This window comes from Microbispora rosea, from assembly GCF_044460045.1.
In the GTDB taxonomy this organism is placed as follows: Bacteria; Actinomycetota; Actinomycetes; order Streptosporangiales; family Streptosporangiaceae; genus Microbispora; species Microbispora rosea.
This window is the reverse complement of the sequence record NZ_JBITJO010000001.1, coordinates 873,527-892,966: the sequence shown is the minus strand read 5'-3', so window position 1 is coordinate 892,966 and position 19,440 is coordinate 873,527. Positions and strand designations below refer to the sequence as shown.

16 protein-coding genes are annotated in these 19,440 nt (G+C 72.8%); 8 read left to right on the top strand and 8 right to left on the bottom strand.

Features of this window, described 5'->3' with window-relative positions:
* Positions 1–111 precede the first annotated feature (111 nt).
* Positions 112–324, bottom strand: a complete 213-nt coding sequence (locus tag ACIBK1_RS04330) for a DUF4287 domain-containing protein (protein WP_030507686.1) — start codon at positions 322–324, stop codon at positions 112–114.
* 128 nt (positions 325–452) lie between these two features.
* Between ACIBK1_RS04330 and ACIBK1_RS04325 the strand changes: the two genes are divergently transcribed.
* Positions 453–1,478, top strand: a complete 1,026-nt coding sequence (locus ACIBK1_RS04325; RefSeq protein WP_396732219.1) for a PLP-dependent cysteine synthase family protein — start codon at positions 453–455, stop codon at positions 1,476–1,478.
* Between the two features lie 173 nt (positions 1,479–1,651).
* Here the strand turns inward: ACIBK1_RS04325 and ACIBK1_RS04320 are convergent, their stop codons facing one another.
* The 3 genes from ACIBK1_RS04320 to xylA form a co-directional block, all read right to left on the bottom strand.
* Positions 1,652–2,317, bottom strand: a complete 666-nt coding sequence (locus tag ACIBK1_RS04320; RefSeq protein WP_363422493.1) for a DUF998 domain-containing protein — start codon at positions 2,315–2,317, stop codon at positions 1,652–1,654.
* 147 nt (positions 2,318–2,464) lie between these two features.
* A complete protein-coding gene (gene xylB / locus ACIBK1_RS04315) occupies positions 2,465–3,835 on the bottom strand; it encodes a xylulokinase (RefSeq protein WP_030507683.1) in 1,371 nt (456 codons plus the stop codon).
* 28 nt (positions 3,836–3,863) lie between these two features.
* Positions 3,864–5,009: a xylose isomerase gene (gene xylA, locus ACIBK1_RS04310; protein ID WP_030507682.1), complete on the bottom strand. Its 1,146-nt coding sequence runs from the start codon at positions 5,007–5,009 to the stop codon at positions 3,864–3,866.
* Between the two features lie 242 nt (positions 5,010–5,251).
* Between xylA and ACIBK1_RS04305 the strand changes: the two genes are divergently transcribed.
* Together ACIBK1_RS04305 and ACIBK1_RS04300 are read left to right on the top strand one after the other, a co-directional pair.
* Positions 5,252–6,535, top strand: a complete 1,284-nt coding sequence (locus tag ACIBK1_RS04305; RefSeq protein WP_396732214.1) for an ROK family protein — start codon at positions 5,252–5,254, stop codon at positions 6,533–6,535.
* 350 nt (positions 6,536–6,885) lie between these two features.
* Positions 6,886–7,299 (top strand): hypothetical protein, encoded by a 414-nt coding sequence (locus ACIBK1_RS04300; RefSeq protein ID WP_396732211.1) that lies wholly within the window; start codon positions 6,886–6,888, stop codon positions 7,297–7,299.
* A gap of 184 nt (positions 7,300–7,483) precedes the next feature.
* On the opposite strand, the gene ACIBK1_RS04295 is transcribed toward ACIBK1_RS04300, so the two are convergent.
* Positions 7,484–7,720 (bottom strand): hypothetical protein, encoded by a 237-nt coding sequence (locus ACIBK1_RS04295; protein ID WP_231513856.1) that lies wholly within the window; start codon positions 7,718–7,720, stop codon positions 7,484–7,486.
* A 165-nt stretch (positions 7,721–7,885) separates the two neighbouring features.
* Between ACIBK1_RS04295 and ACIBK1_RS04290 the strand changes: the two genes are divergently transcribed.
* The 4 genes from ACIBK1_RS04290 (at position 7,886) to ACIBK1_RS04275 (ending at position 14,954) form a co-directional block, all read left to right on the top strand.
* Complete coding sequence (locus ACIBK1_RS04290; protein WP_030507678.1) at positions 7,886–8,389, top strand: VOC family protein; 504 nt, start codon at positions 7,886–7,888, stop codon at positions 8,387–8,389.
* A gap of 184 nt (positions 8,390–8,573) precedes the next feature.
* The gene (locus tag ACIBK1_RS04285; protein WP_030507677.1) at positions 8,574–9,431 is read left to right on the top strand and encodes an SAM-dependent methyltransferase; all 858 of its coding nucleotides are present in this window, start codon (positions 8,574–8,576) and stop codon (positions 9,429–9,431) included.
* A gap of 200 nt (positions 9,432–9,631) precedes the next feature.
* Entirely contained in the window at positions 9,632–9,991 is a 360-nt protein-coding gene (locus ACIBK1_RS04280; protein WP_030507676.1) for an STAS domain-containing protein, read from the top strand.
* Positions 9,992–10,553: 562 nt separating this feature from the next.
* Positions 10,554–14,954, top strand: coding sequence for a cation-translocating P-type ATPase (locus ACIBK1_RS04275; RefSeq protein ID WP_396732208.1), 4,401 nt, complete (start codon positions 10,554–10,556; stop codon positions 14,952–14,954).
* 7 nt (positions 14,955–14,961) lie between these two features.
* Here ACIBK1_RS04275 and ACIBK1_RS04270 read toward each other — a convergent pair whose 3' ends face one another.
* The 3 genes from ACIBK1_RS04270 to ACIBK1_RS04260 all read right to left on the bottom strand — a co-directional run bounded on the left by ACIBK1_RS04270 (position 14,962) and on the right by ACIBK1_RS04260 (position 17,921).
* Positions 14,962–15,516, bottom strand: coding sequence for a hypothetical protein (locus tag ACIBK1_RS04270; RefSeq protein WP_030507674.1), 555 nt, complete (start codon positions 15,514–15,516; stop codon positions 14,962–14,964).
* A 128-nt stretch (positions 15,517–15,644) separates the two neighbouring features.
* Positions 15,645–17,075, bottom strand: coding sequence for an aldehyde dehydrogenase family protein (locus ACIBK1_RS04265; RefSeq protein ID WP_363526256.1), 1,431 nt, complete (start codon positions 17,073–17,075; stop codon positions 15,645–15,647).
* Positions 17,076–17,312: 237 nt separating this feature from the next.
* The gene (locus ACIBK1_RS04260) at positions 17,313–17,921 is read right to left on the bottom strand and encodes a cupin domain-containing protein (RefSeq protein WP_396733138.1); all 609 of its coding nucleotides are present in this window, start codon (positions 17,919–17,921) and stop codon (positions 17,313–17,315) included.
* A 241-nt stretch (positions 17,922–18,162) separates the two neighbouring features.
* Between ACIBK1_RS04260 and ACIBK1_RS04255 the strand changes: the two genes are divergently transcribed.
* Positions 18,163–19,275 carry a L,D-transpeptidase gene (locus ACIBK1_RS04255; RefSeq protein WP_081903485.1) on the top strand — a complete coding sequence of 371 codons (1,113 nt, stop codon included), beginning with the start codon at positions 18,163–18,165 and terminating at the stop codon, positions 19,273–19,275.
* Positions 19,276–19,440: the final 165 nt, after the last annotated feature.

Here is a 19,440-nt window from a genome sequence, read left to right as displayed (position 1 = left end):
ACCCCGGCTGGACGCGCTCCTGCGGCGGCCGGGAACCGCCCCGGCGCCTCCGACGACCGCCGCTCACGATGGCGGCGGCCGCCCGGCGCCGAGCGACCCGGCGCGTTCCCGCTACTTCGCGCCGTCCTCGGACAGGGTATGCGCGACGAGGGCGTTCGCATGACCGTGTCCCAGCCCATGCTCGGCCTTGAGCCAGGAGACGAGTTCCATGTGCTTGGTCAGTGGGGAGCTGCGGATCAGCTCCTTCCACTCGGCGATCGGCCGGCCGTACTTCTTCTCGATCGAGGGGAAGTAGCTGGCGGGGCCCTTCACGGCTTCGGTCATACGTTGTCCTGTCCGTCCTTAATCATGGTCAAATGCCGCGAGCGACAGTGTGCCAAACAGCGGCACGGACGGCGTACCCCCCGGAGGTCTGAGGTCGCCCGGGGAACGGCGATGGCAGGAGGACAACCATGCCCGACGGATGGGCGGCCGAGGCCGTCGCCCGTTTGGACCGGGAGCGCGAAGACGCCGGCACGACGCCGCTTCGCGAGTTTCCGCTGCCCGGGGCGTGGGGCGTGCGGCTGCGACTGAAGGACGAGTCGGCGCAGCCCACCGGTGGACTGAAGCACCGGCTGGCCCGCGCCCTGTTCGCCCAGGCGATCATCGACGGGCGGATCACCGAGGGGACCACCGTGGTCGACGCCACCGGCGGTCCCATGGCCGTCGCCGAGGCCTATTTCGCCCGGCTGCTCGGCCTGCCGTACATCGCGGTGATGCCGAAGAAGTCCTCCGGGGCGGGCGTCGAGCGGCTCGGCGGGACGTGCAGGCACGTCGACCCGCCGCTCGCGGTGTACGAGGAGGCCGCCCGCCTGTCCGCAGAGATCGGGGGTCACTACCTCGACCACTACCGCTCCGCCGCCGAGGTCGACTGGCGCGGCGCGAGCCTGGCCGACGAGCTGTTCGGGCAGCTCGGCGAGTGTCCGCGCTGGATCGTGGTCGGGGCGGGCACTGGAGCGACGTCCGCCGCGCTCGGCCGCCGTCTGCGGGCCGACGGCCTGGAGGGAAGGCTGGCCGTGGCCGATCCGGAGAACTCCGCCTACTTCCCCGGCTGGGCCACCGGCGCCCCCGACTACGCCACGGGCATGCCGACCCGCATCGAGGGCGTCGGCCGACCGCGGATGGAGCCCGCTTTCGACGCCGGGGTCGTCGACCTGGTCGTCCCCGTGCCCGACGCCGCGAGCGTGGCCGCCGCCCGGCACGTACGGCAGGTGACCGGGCTCGCGGTCGGCGCCGCCACGGGGACGAACCTGTGGGCCGCTCTCGAACTGATCACCCGGATGCGCGACCGGGGCGAGCACGGCGAGGTGGTCGGCGTGATCGGCGACGCGGGCGAGCGCCACCTCGCGACCTGTCACGACGACGCCTGGGCGGCGGCCAGGGGTCTCGACTGGCGGCCGTACGCCGAGCGCCTGCGCGACCTGCTCGGCGACCCCTGACTCCCCCCGCGCCTGCCCGTCGGCCTCAGCGGGCGGCCCGACGGCAGAGGGGCCGCACACCGGGCCGTGCGGCGCCCCCGCGCCCGCACGATCCGGCATGCGGCCCTTCCGGCCGGCGGTGAACCCAGCTCAGCGGTGAACAGTGGTGGACACAGCTCAGCGGTGAACCCAGCTCAGCGGTGGACCAGGAAGTCGCGCGCGGCGCGCCGGCCACCGATCCGGCCGCCGATCCGCCCTCTGAGCGACGGCCCCCACGTGAGCTGCGCGAGCCGTACGGCGAGCACTCCGAGGACGGCCACCTCGGCGGTCAGCAGCAGCCGTTCCACCAGGCCGATCATGACGCCGTGGCCGGGCAGGGCGACGTACGTGATGGCCGCCAGGCCGAGACCGGAGGCGAGCGTCAGCCACTCCAGCGGGCGGGCGACGGCCTTCCACCGCTCGTCCCGTCCCAGGCGGCCCACCAACTGGATCGCGGCTGCGGGCACGCTCACGAAGGCCGCCACCGACAGGGCGCCGTGGATGTCCCCCTGCCAGACGGTGCCCGACGGGACCACGGCCGCGCCGATGAGCGAGACGCTCCACAGGCCGATCAGGCGGGCGGGCCAGCCGTGCACCGGGGCGTCGAGCGCGCGCATACCGGCCAGCAGCGCGAGCGAGGCCAGGCCGAGGACGGCCATGGCCGTCTCGATGACGCCGCCCTCGTCGTGGGCGGCGTACTGGCTGATCGTCATGGAGACGGGGTCCAGGGAGGAATCCCCGCTCACCTGCGCCGCCACCACGGTGACGACCGCGAGCAGGATGCCGCCGCCGGCGAGCAGGGGATAGAGCCTCTTGACCATAAGGTGAGGATCCCGCGTACAGCCCGTTTCTAACATCCGGGACAACGCGTAGATCCCCCCGAGAAGGGGTCAGGGTCGTCTCAGGGTGGGGCCCAGAATTTCGGGTGCGTCCCTTGGAGGACGCACCCGGGGCCCCACCTCTGACGTCTACTCCTGCGCGGCCTCGTGGTAGCGCTCGCGCAGGCCAGGCGTGGGGTCCGCCTCGTAGCGCTCGGTGGCGCCCGAGTCCCACAGCGGCGGTTCCGGCTCCCCCGACAGCAGCCAGGCGGCCTGCTTGGCCGCGCCGTCCGCGACGTACTCCCCGGGGGTGGGGACGAGCACCGGACGCCCGAAGACCGTCGGGGCGATGCGGCGCACCGCCTCCGACCGCGCACCGCCGCCGATGAGCAGCACCCGCTGCGGCTCGACCCCGAGAGCGTCCAGCGCGTCGGCGAGGCCGCAGAGCATGCCCTCGACCGCCGCCCTGGCCAGGTGCTCGGGGGTGGACGTGGCGAGCCTGAGCCCGTGCAGCGACCCCGTGGCGTCGGGACGGTTCGGGGTGCGCTCCCCCTCCAGGTAGGGCACGAGCACCAGGCCGTCCGCGCCCGAGGGGGCCCGCAGGGCCAGATCGCTCAGCTCCTGGGGCGTGACCCGGAGCATCCGGGCCGCCGCGTCCAGCACCCGTGCCGCGTTCAGCGTGGCGACCAGCGGCAGGTAGCGCCCGGTGGCGTCGGCGAAGCCGGCGACACCCCCGGAGGCGTCGGCGGACGGCGCCTCGGAGACGGCGAACGCCGTACCCGAGGTGCCGATGGACACGACCACGTCGCCGGGCCGCATGCCGACGCCGAGCGCCGCCCCCATGTTGTCGCCCGTGCCCGGCGCGAGCAGAGCGCCGCCCTGCTCGGCCGTCCCCGCTTGTTCCGCGGGACCGAGCACGCGGGGCAGCTCCGGCACCCTGCCCATGGCGAGTTCGAGCAGGTCGGTCCGGTATTCACCGGTCGCGGGCGACCAGTAACCGGTGCCGGAGGCGTCGCCCCGGTCCGTCGTGATCGTGTCCGGCCGGCCGGCCAGCCGCCAGGTGAGCCAGTCGTGCGGCAGGCACACCGACCGCGTACGGCGGGCGTTGTCCGGCTCGTTGCGGGCCAGCCAGCGGAGCTTGGTCACCGTGAAGGAGGCCACCGGGACGCTGCCGACGCCCTCGGCCCACGCCTTCGGGCCGCCCAGCTCGGCGACCAGGTCGGCCGCCGCCCCGGCCGATCGGGTGTCGTTCCACAGCAGGGCCGGCCGGACCACCTCGCCGTCCTCGTCGAGGCAGACCATCCCGTGCTGCTGGGCCGCCACGCTCACCGCCGCGACGTCCGCCAGCCCTCCCGCCTGCTCGATCGCGCTCTGCAGCGCGGTCCACCAGTGCTCGGGATGGACCTCGGTGCCGTCGGGGTGGGAGGCGCGGCCCTCGCGCACGAGGGCCCCGCTCTCCGCGTCCCGGATGACGACCTTGCAGCTCTGGGTCGACGAGTCGACCCCAGCGACCAGCGTCACAGTCGTCCCTCCGCTCTCGTCGTACCGGTCAGCCGCGCACGCCGAGGAGGTGCTCCAGCGCGAGCTGGTTGAGCCGGGTGAAGTGGAAGCCGCGGGCGGCCACCTCGTCGACGTCGATCGACTCCGCGAGGAGGTCGTTGTAGGTCTCGCCCTCGGCGAGGGTCGGCTGGGCCAGCTCGGTGAGCTTGCTGGCGGCCAGCGCCTCCTGCACCTCGGGGTCGGCGCGGAAGGCCTTCGACTTCTCCTTGAGGATGAGGTAGGTCCGCATGTTCGCGGCCGCCGACTCCCAGACGTCTTCCTTGTCCTCGGTGCGCAGCGGCTTGTAGTCGAAGTGGCGCGGGCCGTCGTAGCCGCCGTTCTCCAGCAGGTCGACGAGGAAGAACGCGCTCTTCACGTCGCCGTGGCCGAAGACGAGGTCCTGGTCGTACTTCGGGCCGTGCTGCCCGTTGAGGTCGAGGTGGAACAGCTTGCCGTGCCACAGCGCCTGGGCGATGCCGTGGACGAAGTTCATCCCGGCCATCTGCTCGTGGCCGACCTCGGGGTTGAGGCCCACCATCTCGGGGTGCTCGAGCGAGTTGATGAAGGCCAGGGCGTGGCCGATCGTCGGCAGCAGGATGTCGCCGCGCGGCTCGTTCGGCTTGGGCTCGACGGCGAACCGGATGTCGTAACCCTTGTCGATCACGTACTGGCACAGGAGGTCGAAGCCCTCCTTGTAGCGGTCGAGCGCGACCCGCACGTCCTTGGCGGCGTCGGACTCGGCGCCCTCACGGCCGCCCCAGCACACGTACGTCGTGGCCCCGAGCTCGGCGGCGAGGTCGATGTTGCGAATGACCTTGCGAAGGGCGTACCGCCGGACGTCGCGGTCGTTGCTGGTGAACCCGCCGTCCTTGAAGATCGGGTGGGTGAACAGGTTGGTCGTGGCCATCGGCACCTTCATGCCGGTCTCACTGAGAGCCTTCTTGAAGCTCTCGATGGCCTTGGTCCGGTCCTGCTCCACCGCGAGGAGGTCGTCGTCGTGGAACGTCACACCGTACGCGCCGAGCTCAGCCAGGCGGTGCACGCTCTCGACCGGGTCCAGCGGGGCCCGGGTGGCGTCGCCGAACGGGTCGCGCGCCTGCCAGCCGACGGTCCACAGCCCGAACGTGAAACGGTCCTCGGGAGTGGGGGTGTACATGTCTCGCCTCCGATTTAGTCTACGTTGTGGACTAAATATCCGATGTGAGGAGCCGCATGGTCAAGGGGGTGTGTCCGTGTTCTCAACCACCGGCAGTGGAAGATGTGATGACACAGCCCGTCGGGCGTGAGGCGGGAGTCGCGTGGAGGGTGCGATGACGCGGGCGGAAACGGCGTGAGGCGGACCGCGCGCGTGCAGGAGCGCGAGAGCTGCGGGCGGTACGAGGTGGCGTGGAGGATGCGATGACGCAGGCCCTGCGGCATGACGCGATGCGCGCCCGGAACCTGGCGCTCGTCCTCGGCGCGGTCGGCGCCCGGGGATCGGTGACCCGGGCCGCCCTCGCCGAGATGACCGGCCTGACCAAGACGACCGTGTCCAAGCTCGTCGGCGACCTCATCGAGGGCGGGCTCGTGGTGGAGACCGGCGCCGTCCGGGACGGCGAGCGCGGCAGGCCCGGGGTCGAGATCCGGGTCAGCGGGCAGCACGTCGCCGCCCTCGGGCTGGAGATCAACGTCGACTACCTCGCCGTGTGCGTGGTCGACCTCGCCCGGACGGTACGGCTGCGCCGTACACAGGCTGTGGACAACCGGGCCGCGCCCCCTGTGGATGTGATCGCGCAACTTGCGGATTTGGCCTCCGCGGTTGTGGACGAATCTGTGGAGAAGGGCCTGCGAGTGGTCGGCGGCGTGCTGGCCGTGCCCGGCCCCGTGGACATGGCCAGCGGGGTCGTCCACAACGCGCCGAACCTCGGCTGGCGCGACGTGCCGCTGGCCTCGCTCCTGCGGCTCTCCTTCCCCGTACGTGTGGAGAACGAGGCCAACCTGGCCGCGCTCGGCGAGCTGTGGTTCGGGTCGGGGCTGCCGGACTTCCTGCACGTGTCGGGAGAGATCGGCATCGGGGCGGGCCTCGTGGTCCGCGGGCGGCTCTTCCGTGGTGCGCACGGCTTCGCCGGGGAGCTCGGGCACGTCGTCGTCTCCCCCGACGGCCCGCCGTGCCGCTGCGGCGGGCGGGGCTGCCTCGAACAGTACGCGGGCCAGGATGCCCTCCTGACCGCCGCCCGGGCCGCCGCCTCGATTCGTTCCGCCACCGACGCGCCCCCGGCTGCGGCGCCCGGGAGCGCACCGGCCAGGATGCCGCACAAGGAGGTGTACGAATCGTCGTCTTCGTCCGAGATGCTCCTGCCCGCGCAGCAGGGCGTGTCATGGGTGCTGTCCCGGCTCCGGGAGGGTGACGAGAACGTGCGCGCCGCCTGCGAGCGGGCGGCCTGGGCGCTCGGCGTGGCTCTGTCGTCGGCGGTCAACCTCGTGGATCCCGACGCGATCGTCCTCGGCGGCATCTACGGGCCGCTCTTCCCCTGGATCGGCCACATGGTCGCCGACACGCTGAAGGACCGCCTCGGTCAGATGCGCGGCGCCGTGCCGCCCGTGGTCGTGTCGCGCCTCGGCGCCGAGGCGGCCGCCCTCGGCGCGGCCGGGCAGGTGATCGAGCAGGTCATGGCCGACCCCGCCGCACTCCTGCACACCTGACGCGAGCACCCCTGAACCCTGCACCCCTGCACACCTGACGCGAGCACCCCTGCACACCTGCACCCCTGCACCCCTGACGCGAACGCCCGCACACACCTGACGCGAACGGCCCGCTTCTGCGACAGCACGGGCCGGCTGACGTGCAGCCGTCGCACCGCGGCCGGCATGCCCCCTTCCTCTGCCGCACCACGTGAGCGCCCCGGCCGGGTGCCAAAGGCCCGTAAGAACCTGTGCCGATCTTGTCCAGCCCAGGTCGCGGCCCTGCTCCGGCGGGGTATGAGGCCGCCGATCCACAGAACGGGACGGGCGACGTTCACCCTCGGCCGTCCAGCAGGAAGGCGTATCGCGATATGTCCCGCTACTGGACACGGCCCTCCGTCGACGCCGTGGTCCTCACGGCCCGGCGGCTGGCCCTGGCCGCGCTCGTGATCCCGGCGGCGGGAATCTGCGCCGCACGGCCCGCGACGGCACATGCCACCCCGCCGCCCGTACGCGAGAAGCTCGCGGCCTTCCGCGTCCACGAGCCGGGTGGAGGCGGAGGTCAGGTGATCAGAGGAGGGCGCGCGAGCGCCATCCAGAACAGGTCCGGCGCGGGCCTGTCCAACCAGAGCCTCACCGGGGCCATCGCCCCCACCTTCATAAGGGGGCAGTCGCAGCTACCGGTGACCCAGACGCGTTCGCTCGACCTGCAGGCCGCCTTCTGCGGATCGCAGCCCACCACCTGTGTCGTGGGACAGAACAAGCCGATCCGCCGGAGGCACTGACACTTCCCCCGTCCGTGCCCCGCCATTCCGGCAGGACCCGCTCCGCTGCCACCGCGCTTGCCGGATGCCACCGGGCTCTCCAAAAGGCGCGTGCCGCCCGGGAGCCCACCGCGCTTCCTGGGAGGCCTCCAGCGTGTGTGCTCCCCGGGAGACCGGGGCGGTCACGCACGCGGCGCTCAGCGGCTCACAGGCCCGAGGGGTCGCGGCCGAGGCTGATCTCCTCGGCGATGCGCCGCAGTTCGTCGGCGGCCAGCCGGGGTGTGCCGGGCAGTCCGGCGGCCAGCGCCGAGATCACCTGGTGATATGGCGCGCCGGCATGACGGACCGCGACCTCGTGCACCGCCCGGAACAGGACCAGGTTGTCCTCGTGCTCCCGCGTCGCCCTGTCCACGATCATGTCGTCCCCCTCCGCCGGCCTCATCACCGGCACCGCTCCCCGGACCGCGCCTCGGACGGCGCCCTCCGACGCCGTGCGGTGCGCCAGTGGGCGGCTGCCCGGTGGTCACGGTACGACCTGCCACCGACAGTTTCCGGGAAACCCGCCGAGGTACAATTACTTGAGAGTTCAAGTTTTCGGGAGGACGTCATGCCGGTCCAGCGACTCAACCACGCCGTGCTGTACGTGCGGGACGTCTCCCGCAGCGTGGCCTTCTACCAGGAGGCCCTCGGGTTCCGCGTCGTCCAGGCATTCCCCGGGGCGGCCTTCCTGCAGGCCGAGGGCTCCTCGAACGACCACGACCTCGGACTGTTCCAGATCGGGGCGCAGGCGGGGCCGTCGTCCGCCGGGCGCGCGACGGTCGGCCTCTACCACCTCGCCTGGGAGGTCGACACCCTCGCCGAGCTGCAGCGGATCGCGACCACGCTGACGGAGATGAACGCCCTGGTCGGCGCATCCGACCACTCCACCACCAAGGCCCTCTACGCGAAGGATCCGGACGGGCTGGAGTTCGAGGTGTCCTGGCTGGTGCCCGCCGACCTGCTCACCGAGGAGGTCCTCGACGGACGCGCCCAGATCAAGCCGCTCGACCTCGCGAAGGAACTCGAGCGGTACGGCGCGCAGACGCGCGGCGGAATCGGCGTAAGCGTCTGATCCGGCACTCGTGGGCGGCCCTCTTCCCCGAGGCCGCCCACGAGTTCCGGCCGAACCCGATCGGCCGGTCTTGCCCGCTGACCGACCTGTTCGCGCCATTTAGCGCAAACATCCTTCTCTGGACCGCCGGAAACCCATACCATGATCATGATCTGAACCGGTACGGCGAGGGACAGGACGGATCATGGCCGACAACGACCAGCACGCGGGCGACGGCCCGGCCGGACACGACCGGGCAGCCGCCAGGATCGACACGAGCAAACCGAGCGTCTCGCGGGTCTACGACGTCATGCTGGGCGGCAAGGACAACTACGCCGTCGACCGCCACGTGGCGGAGGCCGCCCTGCGGATCGCCCCCGACGCCCCGGCCGCCGCCAAGTCCAATCGGGCGTTCCTGCAGCGCGTGGTCCGCCACCTGGCGGCCGAGGCGGGCATCAGGCAGTTCCTCGACATCGGCTCGGGCCTGCCCACGCAGGGCAACGTGCACGAGGTCGCGCAGCAGGTCGCCCCGGAATCCCGGGTCGTCTACGTCGACAACGACCCCATCGTCCTGGTGCACGGCCGGGCGCTGCTGGCGAGGAACGGCAGCACCACGGTCGTCGAGGCCGACATCCGCGACCCGGAGGCGATCCTCGCCGACCCCGCCGTCACGGCGCTCATCGACTTCGGGCAACCCGTGGCCCTGCTGCTGCTCGGGATCCTCCACCACCTCAACGACCAGGAGAAGCCCGAGGACATCGCCGCCCGCCTCCGCGCGGCCCTGCCCTCCGGTAGCTACCTCGCGCTGTCCCACTTCCACAATCCCGGGCCGGCGATGCCCGAGGTGTCGGCACAGGCCGACTCGGCCGAGAAGCTGTTCAACGAGCACCTGGGCACGGGCCGGTGGCGCACCCGTGACGAGATCATGACCTTCTTCGGCGACCTGCCGCTCATCGAGCCCGGCCTGGTTCCGCTCCCCGAATGGCGGCCGAACCCCGGTGAGGTCTTCGAACCCGGCATCACCTACCACACGTTCGTCGGCGGCGTCGCGCGCAAGCCCTGAAACGTTCTTGCTGCGATAAACGTGACTTGCGTCACCGCACAGCCGTACGACCGGGCGCGCATCGCCGCAGGCAGCGGGCAATACGACGGCGGAGCGGCGATCGGCCGTACGGCCACCCGGACGGTGGTCGGGTTGACATCGGTGAGCGGCGACGGTGATGCTCGGAGGTGGCTGCCCCTCTACAGGAAGGCGGCACCGACATGATGATCACCAATGGGTCGTTCGAATCGGCCCTGAGCAAGAAAACACTGGTCTACCTCGACAAGCAACTGGTCGTACGCTCCTCCGACGACGGCGACACAGGCGGCGTACGGCTGATCGGGCAGATCGACCTCACCAACGGCGACGCCATGGCCGACGCCCTGCACAAGAAGTGGGCGAGGCCGGGCACGGGAACCGTGGACGTCGCCGAGCTCCAGTTCATCGACCTCTACGGCCTGCGCGCCCTGGCCCTGCTGTCCGACGTCCCCCTGGGCCGGCCGATCCGGCTGCACAACGTCAGGCCCGGCCTGCGCAAGCTGCTCACCCTGCTCGACTGGCCCGCCTTCACCATCGGGTGACGACGCGGCCCGGCGCGGACCCCCCACCGCGCCGACCCGTGGGACCGGCGCGTTTCTCGCACTCACCCCAGCACTCCCGGGTCTCTGCACTCACCCCCGCGCTGCCGGGTTTCTTGCATTCACCCCAGCACTCCCGGGTCTCTCGCATTCACCCCAGCACTCCCGGGTTCCTCGCAGTCACCCTCACACTCGCGCGTTTCTCGCAGTTACCCCCCCGCACTCGCGCGTTTCTCGCATTTCCGCGTTTCTCGCGCTCCGGATGGAGGAAAGGTATCCGAGGACGGTCGCACGACCGTTCTGACCAGCGCCTGAGCCTTCGTATGGGTTCAGGCGTAATCCATTCGTGAGTTCCCCCCGACTCGCATGAGGAGGGGTATGAGGTGTTTCCGGGCACTCCGGCAGCCCGCCACCGACGTCGACGGCCATCCGCCGACGTGGCACAGCCGCCGCGCTCTCACGCCGCGGTGACGAGGCGACCTGGCCCCCACCGGCTGACCCGCCGGTGCGGCCGCCCGCTCCACCCCGGACCCGGCGTCCGGGCTTCTGCCTGCTGGAGAGCCGAATGTTCCTGAACCAGGTGCTCACGACGTCCGCGGCCCTGCTGCGCGGCGTGCTGCCCGAGCCGTTCCGAGACCTGCTTCCCTGCCCGCGCGAGCTGCGTCTCTGCCCCGGCGGGCTGCACATCAACCTGCGCGGGATAGGCCGGCCCGGCTCCGAGGCGGCGGCCGGCCTGCTGGAGGAGCGGCTGGAGAGCATCCCCGGCGTCGAGCGGGCGGAGGTCAACGGCCGCATCGCCGCGGTCTTCGTCGCCTGCGCCCCCGACCAGGTCGACCAGGACAAGCTGCTGGCCGTCACCGCGGAGCTCGACGAGCAGGAGGAGCACGCCCACGAAAGCCCCGTCCGCCTCGTGGAAGAGCACCTGCTGGCGACCGTGCGGCTGACGGCCGGCGTCACCGGGATCGGGCTCATCTTCCTGGGCAAGGCGATGCGGGCCCCTCAGCTCCCGGTGGCCGTGCCCGCGTTGCTGCAACTGGCCAACGGCACGCCGGCGATCCGCGAGCAGCTCGACCGCCGGCTGGGACGCCGCCCCACCGAGGCCCTGTTCACCACCGCCAACCTCGTCACCCAGACCCTCACGCTCCGCCCCACCGCGCTGTTCGTGCAGGCCGTCGCGAACGTGGGCCGCTACATCGAGACCAGGGCCAGCCGGCACGCATGGGAGGGTCTGGAGGAGCGGCTGGCCACGTGTCCGGGGGCCTACCACCACATCAGGGCCGAGGCCCGGCCGCGGCCGGTCCCTCTGCCGCACGGGCCGATCGAGCGCTACGCCGACGTGGTCGCCCCGGTCAGCGCCGCCGCGTACGCGGTGACACGGGTGCTCGCCCGGGGCGAACGGGCCGTGTCCATCCTCGTCTCCACCACCCCGAGGGCCGCCGACCTCAGCCGGGAGGCGTTCGCGGGCGCGATCAGCCGCGCACTCGGCAGGCACGACACGGTCGTCTTCGACGCCGACTGCCTGCGCAAGATGGACCGCGTCGACACCGTCATCCTGCACGCCGACGCGCTGACGACCGGCTCGTGGACGATCGACCGGGTCGAGCCGCTGCGCGAGAAGGAGGACACCGGCGAGTTGTACTCCCGGCTCTACTCCCTCATCGACTTCTCCGACCCCGGCCGCACCGGGACCGTGGAGGGCTGGTCGGTCCGCCCGCTGCCGGACCCCGGTCCCCTGCTGTCGGACGCCGCCCTCTGGCGGTCACGCGGGCTGCGCGCGGTGGAGGTGTCCAGGGACGGTGTCCGGGTCGCCGTCGCCGGTCTCGCCCCGGAGATCGACGCCCTGGCCGTACCGGTCGTCGGCGCGGCCAAGGCGGCCGGCACGGTCCTGCTCGCGGGCGGCGACGAGGGCCTGGCGCAGCGCCTCGGGATCGGCCACACGGTGCCGGGAGGCCCCGAGCTCGCCGGGCACGTGCACGACCTGCAGGCGGCGGGCCACTGCGTGGTGGTCGTGTCCAGGGGCGCCTGGCGCTCGCTCGCGCAGGCCGACATCGGCGTCGGGGTGATCGATCCCACGGCCGCCGAGCCCGGATGCATGGTGCCTTGGGACGGCGAGCTCGCCGGCGAGCTGCACGGCGTCCATCTGTTCCTGCGCTGCCTGCCCCGGGCGCGTGGCAACAGCGCGAACGCCGTACGGCTCGGCGCGGCCGGAGCGTGCGTCGGCACCCTGCTGGCCATCGCTGGCCCGGCCGCCACCTCCCTGCGCCGGGCGCAGCTCGCCGGCGCCGCCGTCTCGCTGGGCGCCATCGCGCTGGGCGAATGGGCTGGGCAGAACGCCGGCCGCGTCCCCACCCCGCTGCGCGCCGACGCCACCCCGTGGCACGCCATGTCCGCGCGTGAGGTGCTCTCCCGGCTCCGTTCCTCCTCGGAGGGCATCGCCGAGGAGGAGGCGGGCAAGCGCCGTGCGGAGGCCGCGCCCGAGGAGGCGGAGGGGCCGCAGTCGCTGGCCCGGGCCACGATGGAGGAGCTGGCCAACCCGCTCACGCCCGCCCTGGCCACCGGCGCGGGCATCTCGGCCCTCGTCGGCTCGGCCCTCGACGCCGTGCTGATCAGCGGGGTCATGGTCATCAACGCGTTCCTCGGCGGCGTGCAGCGATACAAGGCCGACCGGGCGCTGCACCGCCTGACCGAGTCCACCGAGGTCCTCGTACGGCTGCGCCGCCCCGGCGGCGTCGTCGAGGCGACGAAGGACGAGCTCGCGCCCGGCGACGTCATCGAGCTGCGCGCGGGGGACGCCGTGCCCGCGGACGCACGCGTCGTCAAGGCCGTGGGACTGGAGGTGGACGAGTCCACGCTCACCGGCGAGTCCCAGCTCGTCACGAAGACGGCCGCGCCGACCGTGGCGGCGGCCATCGCCGACCGCAGCTCGATGGTCTACCAGGGAACCTCGATCGCGGCGGGCAGCGGCCGGGCGGTGGTCGTCGCGACCGGCGACATGACCGAGTCGGGACGCAGCGCCAGGCTCGCGGGCGAGCCGAGCCCACCGACCGGCGTCGAGCTGCGCCTGCGGGAGCTGAGCCGGCGCATCCTGCCGCTGTCGATCGCCTCGGGTGTGGTGCTGCTCCTCACCGACCTCCTGCGTGGACGACCGCTGGCCGCGGCGCTGACGCCCGCCGTCAGTCTGACGGTCGCCGCCGTGCCCGAGGGGCTCCCGTTCGTCGCCACCGTGGCGGAGCTGGCCGCCGCACGGCGGCTGTCCAGGCGCGCCGCCCTGGTGCGCAACCCGTCCACCATCGAGGCCCTGGGCCGGGTCAACGTGCTGTGCTTCGACAAGACGGGCACGCTGACCCAGGGCCGCATCAGCCTGCGGCACCTGTCGGACGGGTGGTCGGGCCATCCGGTAGAGGAGGCGGACGCCGGGCTGCGGCGCGTCCTCGCCGCGGCCGTCCGGGCCAGCCCCAAGTCCGGCGGGGGACGGGTGATCGCCCACCCGACCGACCGCGCGGTGCTCGACGGCGCCCATCGGCTGGACGTCACGCCGGCCGAGGGGTTCGACAGCTGGGAGCGTGTGGACGAGATGCCGTTCGAGCCGGGCCGGGGCTACCACGCCGTGCTCGGCCGCACCGAGCAGGGGCACCTGCTCAGTGTGAAGGGCGCCCCCGAGATCGTGCTCACCCACTGCACCACGGTGCACCGCGAGACCGGCCCGGTCGCCTGCGACGAGACCGTACGCGCGGAGCTGGAGCGCGAGGTGGAGCGGCTGGCCCGGCAGGGCTACCGCGTGCTCGCCGTCGCGCAGCGGCCCGCCTCCGACCGGAGCGACCTCGACGAGTCGCGCATCGAGGAGCTGTGCTTCCTCGGATTCCTCGGCCTGGCCGACCCGGTCAGGCCCACGGCCGCGGAGAGCGTCAGGCGCCTCATCCGGGCCGGAGTGCGGATCGTCATGGTCACCGGCGACCATCCCAGCACCGCCGAGGCCATCGCGGTCGAACTGAACGCGCTGAACGGCCAGCGCGTCATGACCGGCCCCGAGCTGGACGAGCTCGACGACGAGACGCTGACCAAGGTGCTGCCCGATGTGGCGGTCTTCGCCCGCACCACGCCCGCGCACAAGGCCAGGATCGTCACGTGCCTGCGGCGGGCCGGTGAGGTCGTCGCCGTCACCGGAGACGGCGCCAACGACGCGCCCGCCATCCGCACGGCCGACGTCGGAATCGCCCTGGGGTCCCGCGCGACGCCCGCCGCGCGGTCCGCCGCCGACCTCGTCGTCACCGACGACCGCATCGAGACGATCGTGGACGCCATCGTCGAGGGCAGGGCGATGTGGACCTCGGTGCGCGACGCGCTGAGCATCCTCCTCGGCGGCAACATCGGCGAGATCGCCTTCACCGTGGGGTCCAACCTGCTGGCCGGCGGAAGCGCGCTCAACGCCCGGCAGCTCCTGCTGGTCAACCTCCTCACCGACATGGTGCCGGCCATGGCGGTCGCCGTACGGCCGCCCGCCTCGACGGATCCGGACAAGCTGCTCGCCGAGGGGCCCGAGGCGTCGCTGGGCGCGTCGCTGACCCGCGACATCTACCTGCGCGCGGCGGTCACGACGGCGGCGGCGACGGCCGCGTGGATCCTGGGACGCATGACCGGCACCCGCGGGCGCGCGAACACCATCGGCTTGGTGGCGCTCGTGTCCGCGCAGCTCCTGCAGACGTTCGCGGGCGGCGGCCGGGACAAGATCGTCGTGCTCGCGTCGCTGTCGTCGCTGGCCGTCCTGTGGCTCATCGTCACCGTGCCGGGAGTCAGCGCCGTCTTCGGATGCCGGCCGCTCGGCCCGGCGGGCTGGGTCATCGGGCTGGGCAGCGCGGCCGCCGCCACACTGGTGGGAATGCTCGTGCAGCGTCCGGTCAGGGAGGCGACGACCCGCGCCGAGGCCGAGCGCCGGAGGGCCGCGGCCCACCTGCCCGTCCCGGCCTGATCGATCGTCAGCGGTGGCGGTGCAGGCCCTTGCCAACGTGGCGGCGCTTCTTGCCCTCCGCACGGACGGCATGCGCGCGGCCGGCATGCGCGCGGACGGCGCGGTGCTGCCGCGCCGCGCGGCTCTTCGACTTGTGCGCGCGCGGGGCGTGGGCGCGCGGCCTGTCCGTCACCTTGAACGTCTTGAAGCCGAAGTCGGGCAGCGTGATCGGCTTGGTGGGGTCGTCCGGGATCGGGACGACGTACACGTCGTGCCGGACACCGTCCTTGCCCTTCGTGTGATAGACGGCCTGCTTCGGCTCGGCGGCCTGCCCCATCAGCGGAGCGGGACCGGCGGCGAGCGGAGCGGGACCGGCGGCGACGGGCATGGCGGCGGGCGCGTACCCCATGCCGTCAGGCCCGGAGGGGCCGTAGCCGGGGTTGTGGACCGCTGTGTCGAGCGGCGCCGCGATCGGGGTCGCGCCACCCGTGGAAGCGCCCCCGGGCGGCGCCGGGTCCGCGAAAGCGACCGGTCCGGCGATCAGGGTTGCGGCGAGGGCGGCGGCGGCCGAGAAGATGATCATGAGTCTCCCCCGAGGTCACGGATCGTACGAGGAAGACCGTAGGCAGCATGTCACCGCCGATCGCGCGCCCCGCGCTCAGTGTCGGGTCAAACCTCAGAATCTCTTGACAGCGGACCCGGGCGATCGACTCAGGGGAGCGGGCTCAGATGGACGACCTTGGTGTGGGTCATCTCGTCGAGCAGCTCGGGGCCGTACCCGAAACCGTGCCCGCTGGCGCGGAGCGGCTGGGCCGCGCCGCCGGGCGCTCCGCCGAAGACGGCGTTGATCTTCACCGTGCCCACCGGCAGCTCGCGCCAGGCCCGCTGGGCGTTGGCCATCGACGGGGTGAGGACGGTGGCCGCCAGGCCGTACCGCGACTCGCGGGCCAGTTCGAGCGCCTCGTCGAACGACTCCACCACGCGCACCGCCGCGACGGGCCCGAACGTCTCCTCGCGCATGACGTCCATGTTCTCCATGCAGTCGGCCAGGACAGTCGGCGGATAGAACGCCCCCGGCCCTTCGGGCACGTATCCCCCGGTCAGCAGCCGCGCCCCCGCCTCGATCGCGCCGCGTACGTGCCGGTCCACGACGTCGCGCTGGGCCCGGTCGACGAGCGGCCCGAGCGTCGTCTCCTCGTCCGTGCCGGGCCCCAAGCGCAGCTCCTCGGCCCGCTGCACGAGTGCGGCGAGGAACTCCTCGGCGAGGTCGCGGTGGACGTAGACCCGCTCGGCCGAGGTGCAGATCTGCCCGGCGTTGGCGAAGCAGCCGGTCGCCGCCTGTCCCGCGGCCCACTTCACGTCCACGCCCGCGTCCACGATCAGCGGGTCCTTGCCGCCGTTCTCCAGCAGGGTCGCGGCGCCGGAGCGCGCGGCCACGGCGGCGATGGCCCGGCCCGCGGCGGTGGAGCCGACGTGCGCGACGAGGTCGATCCCCGGGTGCGCGGCCAGGACCTCGCCCGGGTGCCGGTCGCCCGGCACCATGGTCAGCACGCCCGGCGGCAGCTCCTCCGCCATCAGCTCAGCGAGCAGCGCCCCGGTGTGCGGCGTACGCTCCGACGGCTTGTGCACGACCGCGTTGCCGGTCACCACGGCCGCGCCGACGAGGCCGCAGGCGATGGCCACCGGGTCGTTCCACGGCGTGATCACCGCGACGACCCCGCGCGGCTCGTGGACCATGAGGTCGGTGGCGTCCCAGCCGCCCTGGAGGCTGCGGCCCCGGTGCAGCGGCCCCAGCTCGGCGTACTGCCTGAGCGTGCCGATCCCCGCCGCCACGCCGCCACGGCTGTCACCGATCGGCTTGCCCATCTCCCTGGTCACCAGCGCGGCCAGCTCGTCCGCGCGGGCCTCGATCCGGCCGGCCATCCGGTGCAGGCACGCCGCCCGCTCGGCGGGAGCCGTACGGGCCCAGCCGGGCTGGGCGCGACGGGCAGAGCCGACCGCCCGCTCCACGTCCTCGGCGCACCCGGCGGGGAAGCCGCCCACCGGCTCTCCGGTCGCCGGGTCGGCGATCGTGCGGTCACGTTCGCTCGCGCTCGCCGTCCACGCGCCGTCGGTCAGCACCCAGCGATCCTTGTCCCGCACCCCGGTTCTCCTCCCGCCGATCACCCGGCCGCGAACGCTCTACCCGTGCTCGCCTCTACCCGTGCTCGCCTCTACCCGTGCTCGCCTTTACCCCCTGGCTCGTACGGTTATCACCAGGCTTCCTAGAGTTCCCGTATGCGACGGCGGAGCAGCGCCTGAGCGCGGGGCGCGACCGGCGCCATCACCCGCCTCGGCGCGGCGGGACCGGTGCCGAGGGACCGGCACAGCGCGGGCCGCTCAGAGCGCGGTGAAGTCGGCGAAGTCGAAGCCGGGTGACACGACGCAGCTCACCAGCACGCCCTCGGCCCCCGCCGGGCGGGCCGCCTGCCAGGTGCCCGCCGGCACCACCGCCTGCGGAACCTGCCCGTTCTCCACGTCAGGACCCAGGACGACGACGTCCTCCCGGCCGGGCCGCTCGCCCGCGCCGCCGAGCACGAGCGTCAGCGGCCCTCCCCGGTGCCACAGCCACACCTCGTCGGACCGCACGGCGTGCCAGACCGACTCCTCGCCCGGCTCCAGCAGGAAGTAGATGCCCGTCGCCGTCGCCCGCGTGCCGCCGTACCCGGGAGGCTCGATGGAGGCCGCCGCCCGCCATGTCTCGCGATACCACCCGCCCTCGGGATGCGGCAGCAGGCCGAGAGCCTCGGCGACCGGGGGACGCGTCTGGATCGCCACGAACGCCCCGGTGACGTCCCGGCGCAGGAAGCGGAGGGCCGCGCCGCGGCCGTCCTCGTCCACCGCCACGACGGAATCCGTGCCGGGGAAGGCCGCGGCGGCGATCCGCAGCGCCTCCTCGTCGTCGCGGGCGGACAGTCCGGGCCCGCCGGGGTAGGCGTCGAGCGTCATCAGCAGCACGCGGCCGATCGTACGGCAGGGCGGCGCGGCGGATCCGCGCCGGCCGGGGCCGCCGGCGCACGTCGAGGCCGGGCGCGGGGGGCGATCGCGACGGCCGGGCCGGCCGGTGAACGACCGCCGCCGCCCATCCGGCGTTACTTGATCGTTACAGAATCGGCCGCACAAAACAGCCGTTTCGCACGTTCCAAGTCAGTGCAATTCGCTGTGAAACACCCCGTGTGAGGAGTAGACCGTGAATACCCTCCGGCGGGCGGCCCACGTCACATTGACCGTCGCCGCCATCGCCGTCGCTACGGCCTGCTCGGCGGGAGGCACAACCGCTCCCGCCGCATCAGTCACTGGTGCGGCCGGCACAGCCACTCAGGCTCCGGCCACTCAGGCCCGGGACGTCAAGACGGCGGCACTCGCCCCGCGCGCGGCGTCCCAGACGGCACGCAAGACAGGAAAGCCGAAGCTCGGCATCGCCGACATCACGCCCATGGGCGAGAAGGTCGAGCGGGTCGGCGTCGGTTTCCCGATCATCGTCACCTTCGACCGCGCCGTACGCGACAGGGCGGCCGCGGAAGCGGTGCTGCAGGTCCAGGCCCAAAAGCCCGTCGAGGGCGCATGGCGCTGGGTCTCCGACCGCAAGGTCGTCTATCGCACCAAGACCTACTGGAAGCCGCACCAGAAGGTCCTGCTCACCGCCAGGCTGAGCCAGATTCCCGGCAACGAGGCCGCCAAGGACGTCTCGCGCCGCTTCGCCGTCGGCACCGCCAACATCTCGGTGGTCGACACCAAGAGGCACGTGATGAAGGTGCGCCGCGACGGAAAGCTCGCCAAGACCATCCCCATCAGCGCGGGCCGCGGCGGCCTGCCCCGCAACGGCGTCGACGTCTACCTCACGACCACCGGCGTGCACCTCGCGATGGGCAAGAAGCGGGTCGAGACCATGACCTCGTCCTGGCTCGGCGTCACCGACCCCAAGGACCCGCTCTACTACAAGCTGGAGATCCCCTGGGCGGTCCGGATCTCCGACAGCGGCGAGTACGTCCACCAGAGCGCGGGCGACTACCAGTTCCTGGGGAAGTCGAACCAGAGCCACGGCTGCGTGCGCGCCACCCCCGCGGGAGCCAAGTGGTTCTACGGCATCAGCCAGCGCGGTGACGTCATCCAGGTCACCGGCACCAAGCGCAAGCTCGACTGGCGCAACGGCTGGAGCTACTGGCAGCTGAGCTGGACCCAGTGGAAGCGCGGCAGCGCGCTGCCCGCGGGCTCGGCGTCGGCGTCCGCGACGGCCTCACCCTCGGCCTCCCCGTCCGCCGCCCAGGCCGGTCTGCAGGGACAGGACGCCCTACAGGGATAGGCCCACCGTTCCGCACGGCGCTCCCGCCCTGGTCCGTACGACCCGGGCGGGGGCGCCGCCTGCTTTCCGGTGCCAGGCGGGGCTCGTCTTCGCCGTCCGCTCCGCGGGGCTTCACAGTGCCGCCCGGCGGCTGAGATCTGCGGTCAGTGTGTCGTGACCTCGGAC

What these genes read in the sequence shown, in the direction of transcription:
- ACIBK1_RS04330 (WP_030507686.1), bottom strand. Translation starts at nt 324, where the DNA reads ATGACCGAAGCCGTGAAGGGCCCCGCCAGCTACTTCCCCTCGATCGAG.
- ACIBK1_RS04325 (WP_396732219.1), top strand. Translation starts at nt 453, where the DNA reads ATGCCCGACGGATGGGCGGCCGAGGCCGTCGCCCGTTTGGACCGGGAG.
- ACIBK1_RS04320 (WP_363422493.1), bottom strand. Translation starts at nt 2,317, where the DNA reads ATGGTCAAGAGGCTCTATCCCCTGCTCGCCGGCGGCGGCATCCTGCTC.
- xylA (WP_030507682.1), bottom strand. Translation starts at nt 5,009, where the DNA reads ATGTACACCCCCACTCCCGAGGACCGTTTCACGTTCGGGCTGTGGACC.
- ACIBK1_RS04305 (WP_396732214.1), top strand. Translation starts at nt 5,252, where the DNA reads ATGACGCAGGCCCTGCGGCATGACGCGATGCGCGCCCGGAACCTGGCG.
- ACIBK1_RS04300 (WP_396732211.1), top strand. Translation starts at nt 6,886, where the DNA reads ATGTCCCGCTACTGGACACGGCCCTCCGTCGACGCCGTGGTCCTCACG.
- ACIBK1_RS04295 (WP_231513856.1), bottom strand. Translation starts at nt 7,720, where the DNA reads ATGAGGCCGGCGGAGGGGGACGACATGATCGTGGACAGGGCGACGCGG.
- ACIBK1_RS04290 (WP_030507678.1), top strand. Translation starts at nt 7,886, where the DNA reads ATGCCGGTCCAGCGACTCAACCACGCCGTGCTGTACGTGCGGGACGTC.
- ACIBK1_RS04285 (WP_030507677.1), top strand. Translation starts at nt 8,574, where the DNA reads ATGGCCGACAACGACCAGCACGCGGGCGACGGCCCGGCCGGACACGAC.
- ACIBK1_RS04280 (WP_030507676.1), top strand. Translation starts at nt 9,632, where the DNA reads ATGATGATCACCAATGGGTCGTTCGAATCGGCCCTGAGCAAGAAAACA.
- ACIBK1_RS04275 (WP_396732208.1), top strand. Translation starts at nt 10,554, where the DNA reads ATGTTCCTGAACCAGGTGCTCACGACGTCCGCGGCCCTGCTGCGCGGC.
- ACIBK1_RS04270 (WP_030507674.1), bottom strand. Translation starts at nt 15,516, where the DNA reads ATGATCATCTTCTCGGCCGCCGCCGCCCTCGCCGCAACCCTGATCGCC.
- ACIBK1_RS04260 (WP_396733138.1), bottom strand. Translation starts at nt 17,921, where the DNA reads ATGACGCTCGACGCCTACCCCGGCGGGCCCGGACTGTCCGCCCGCGAC.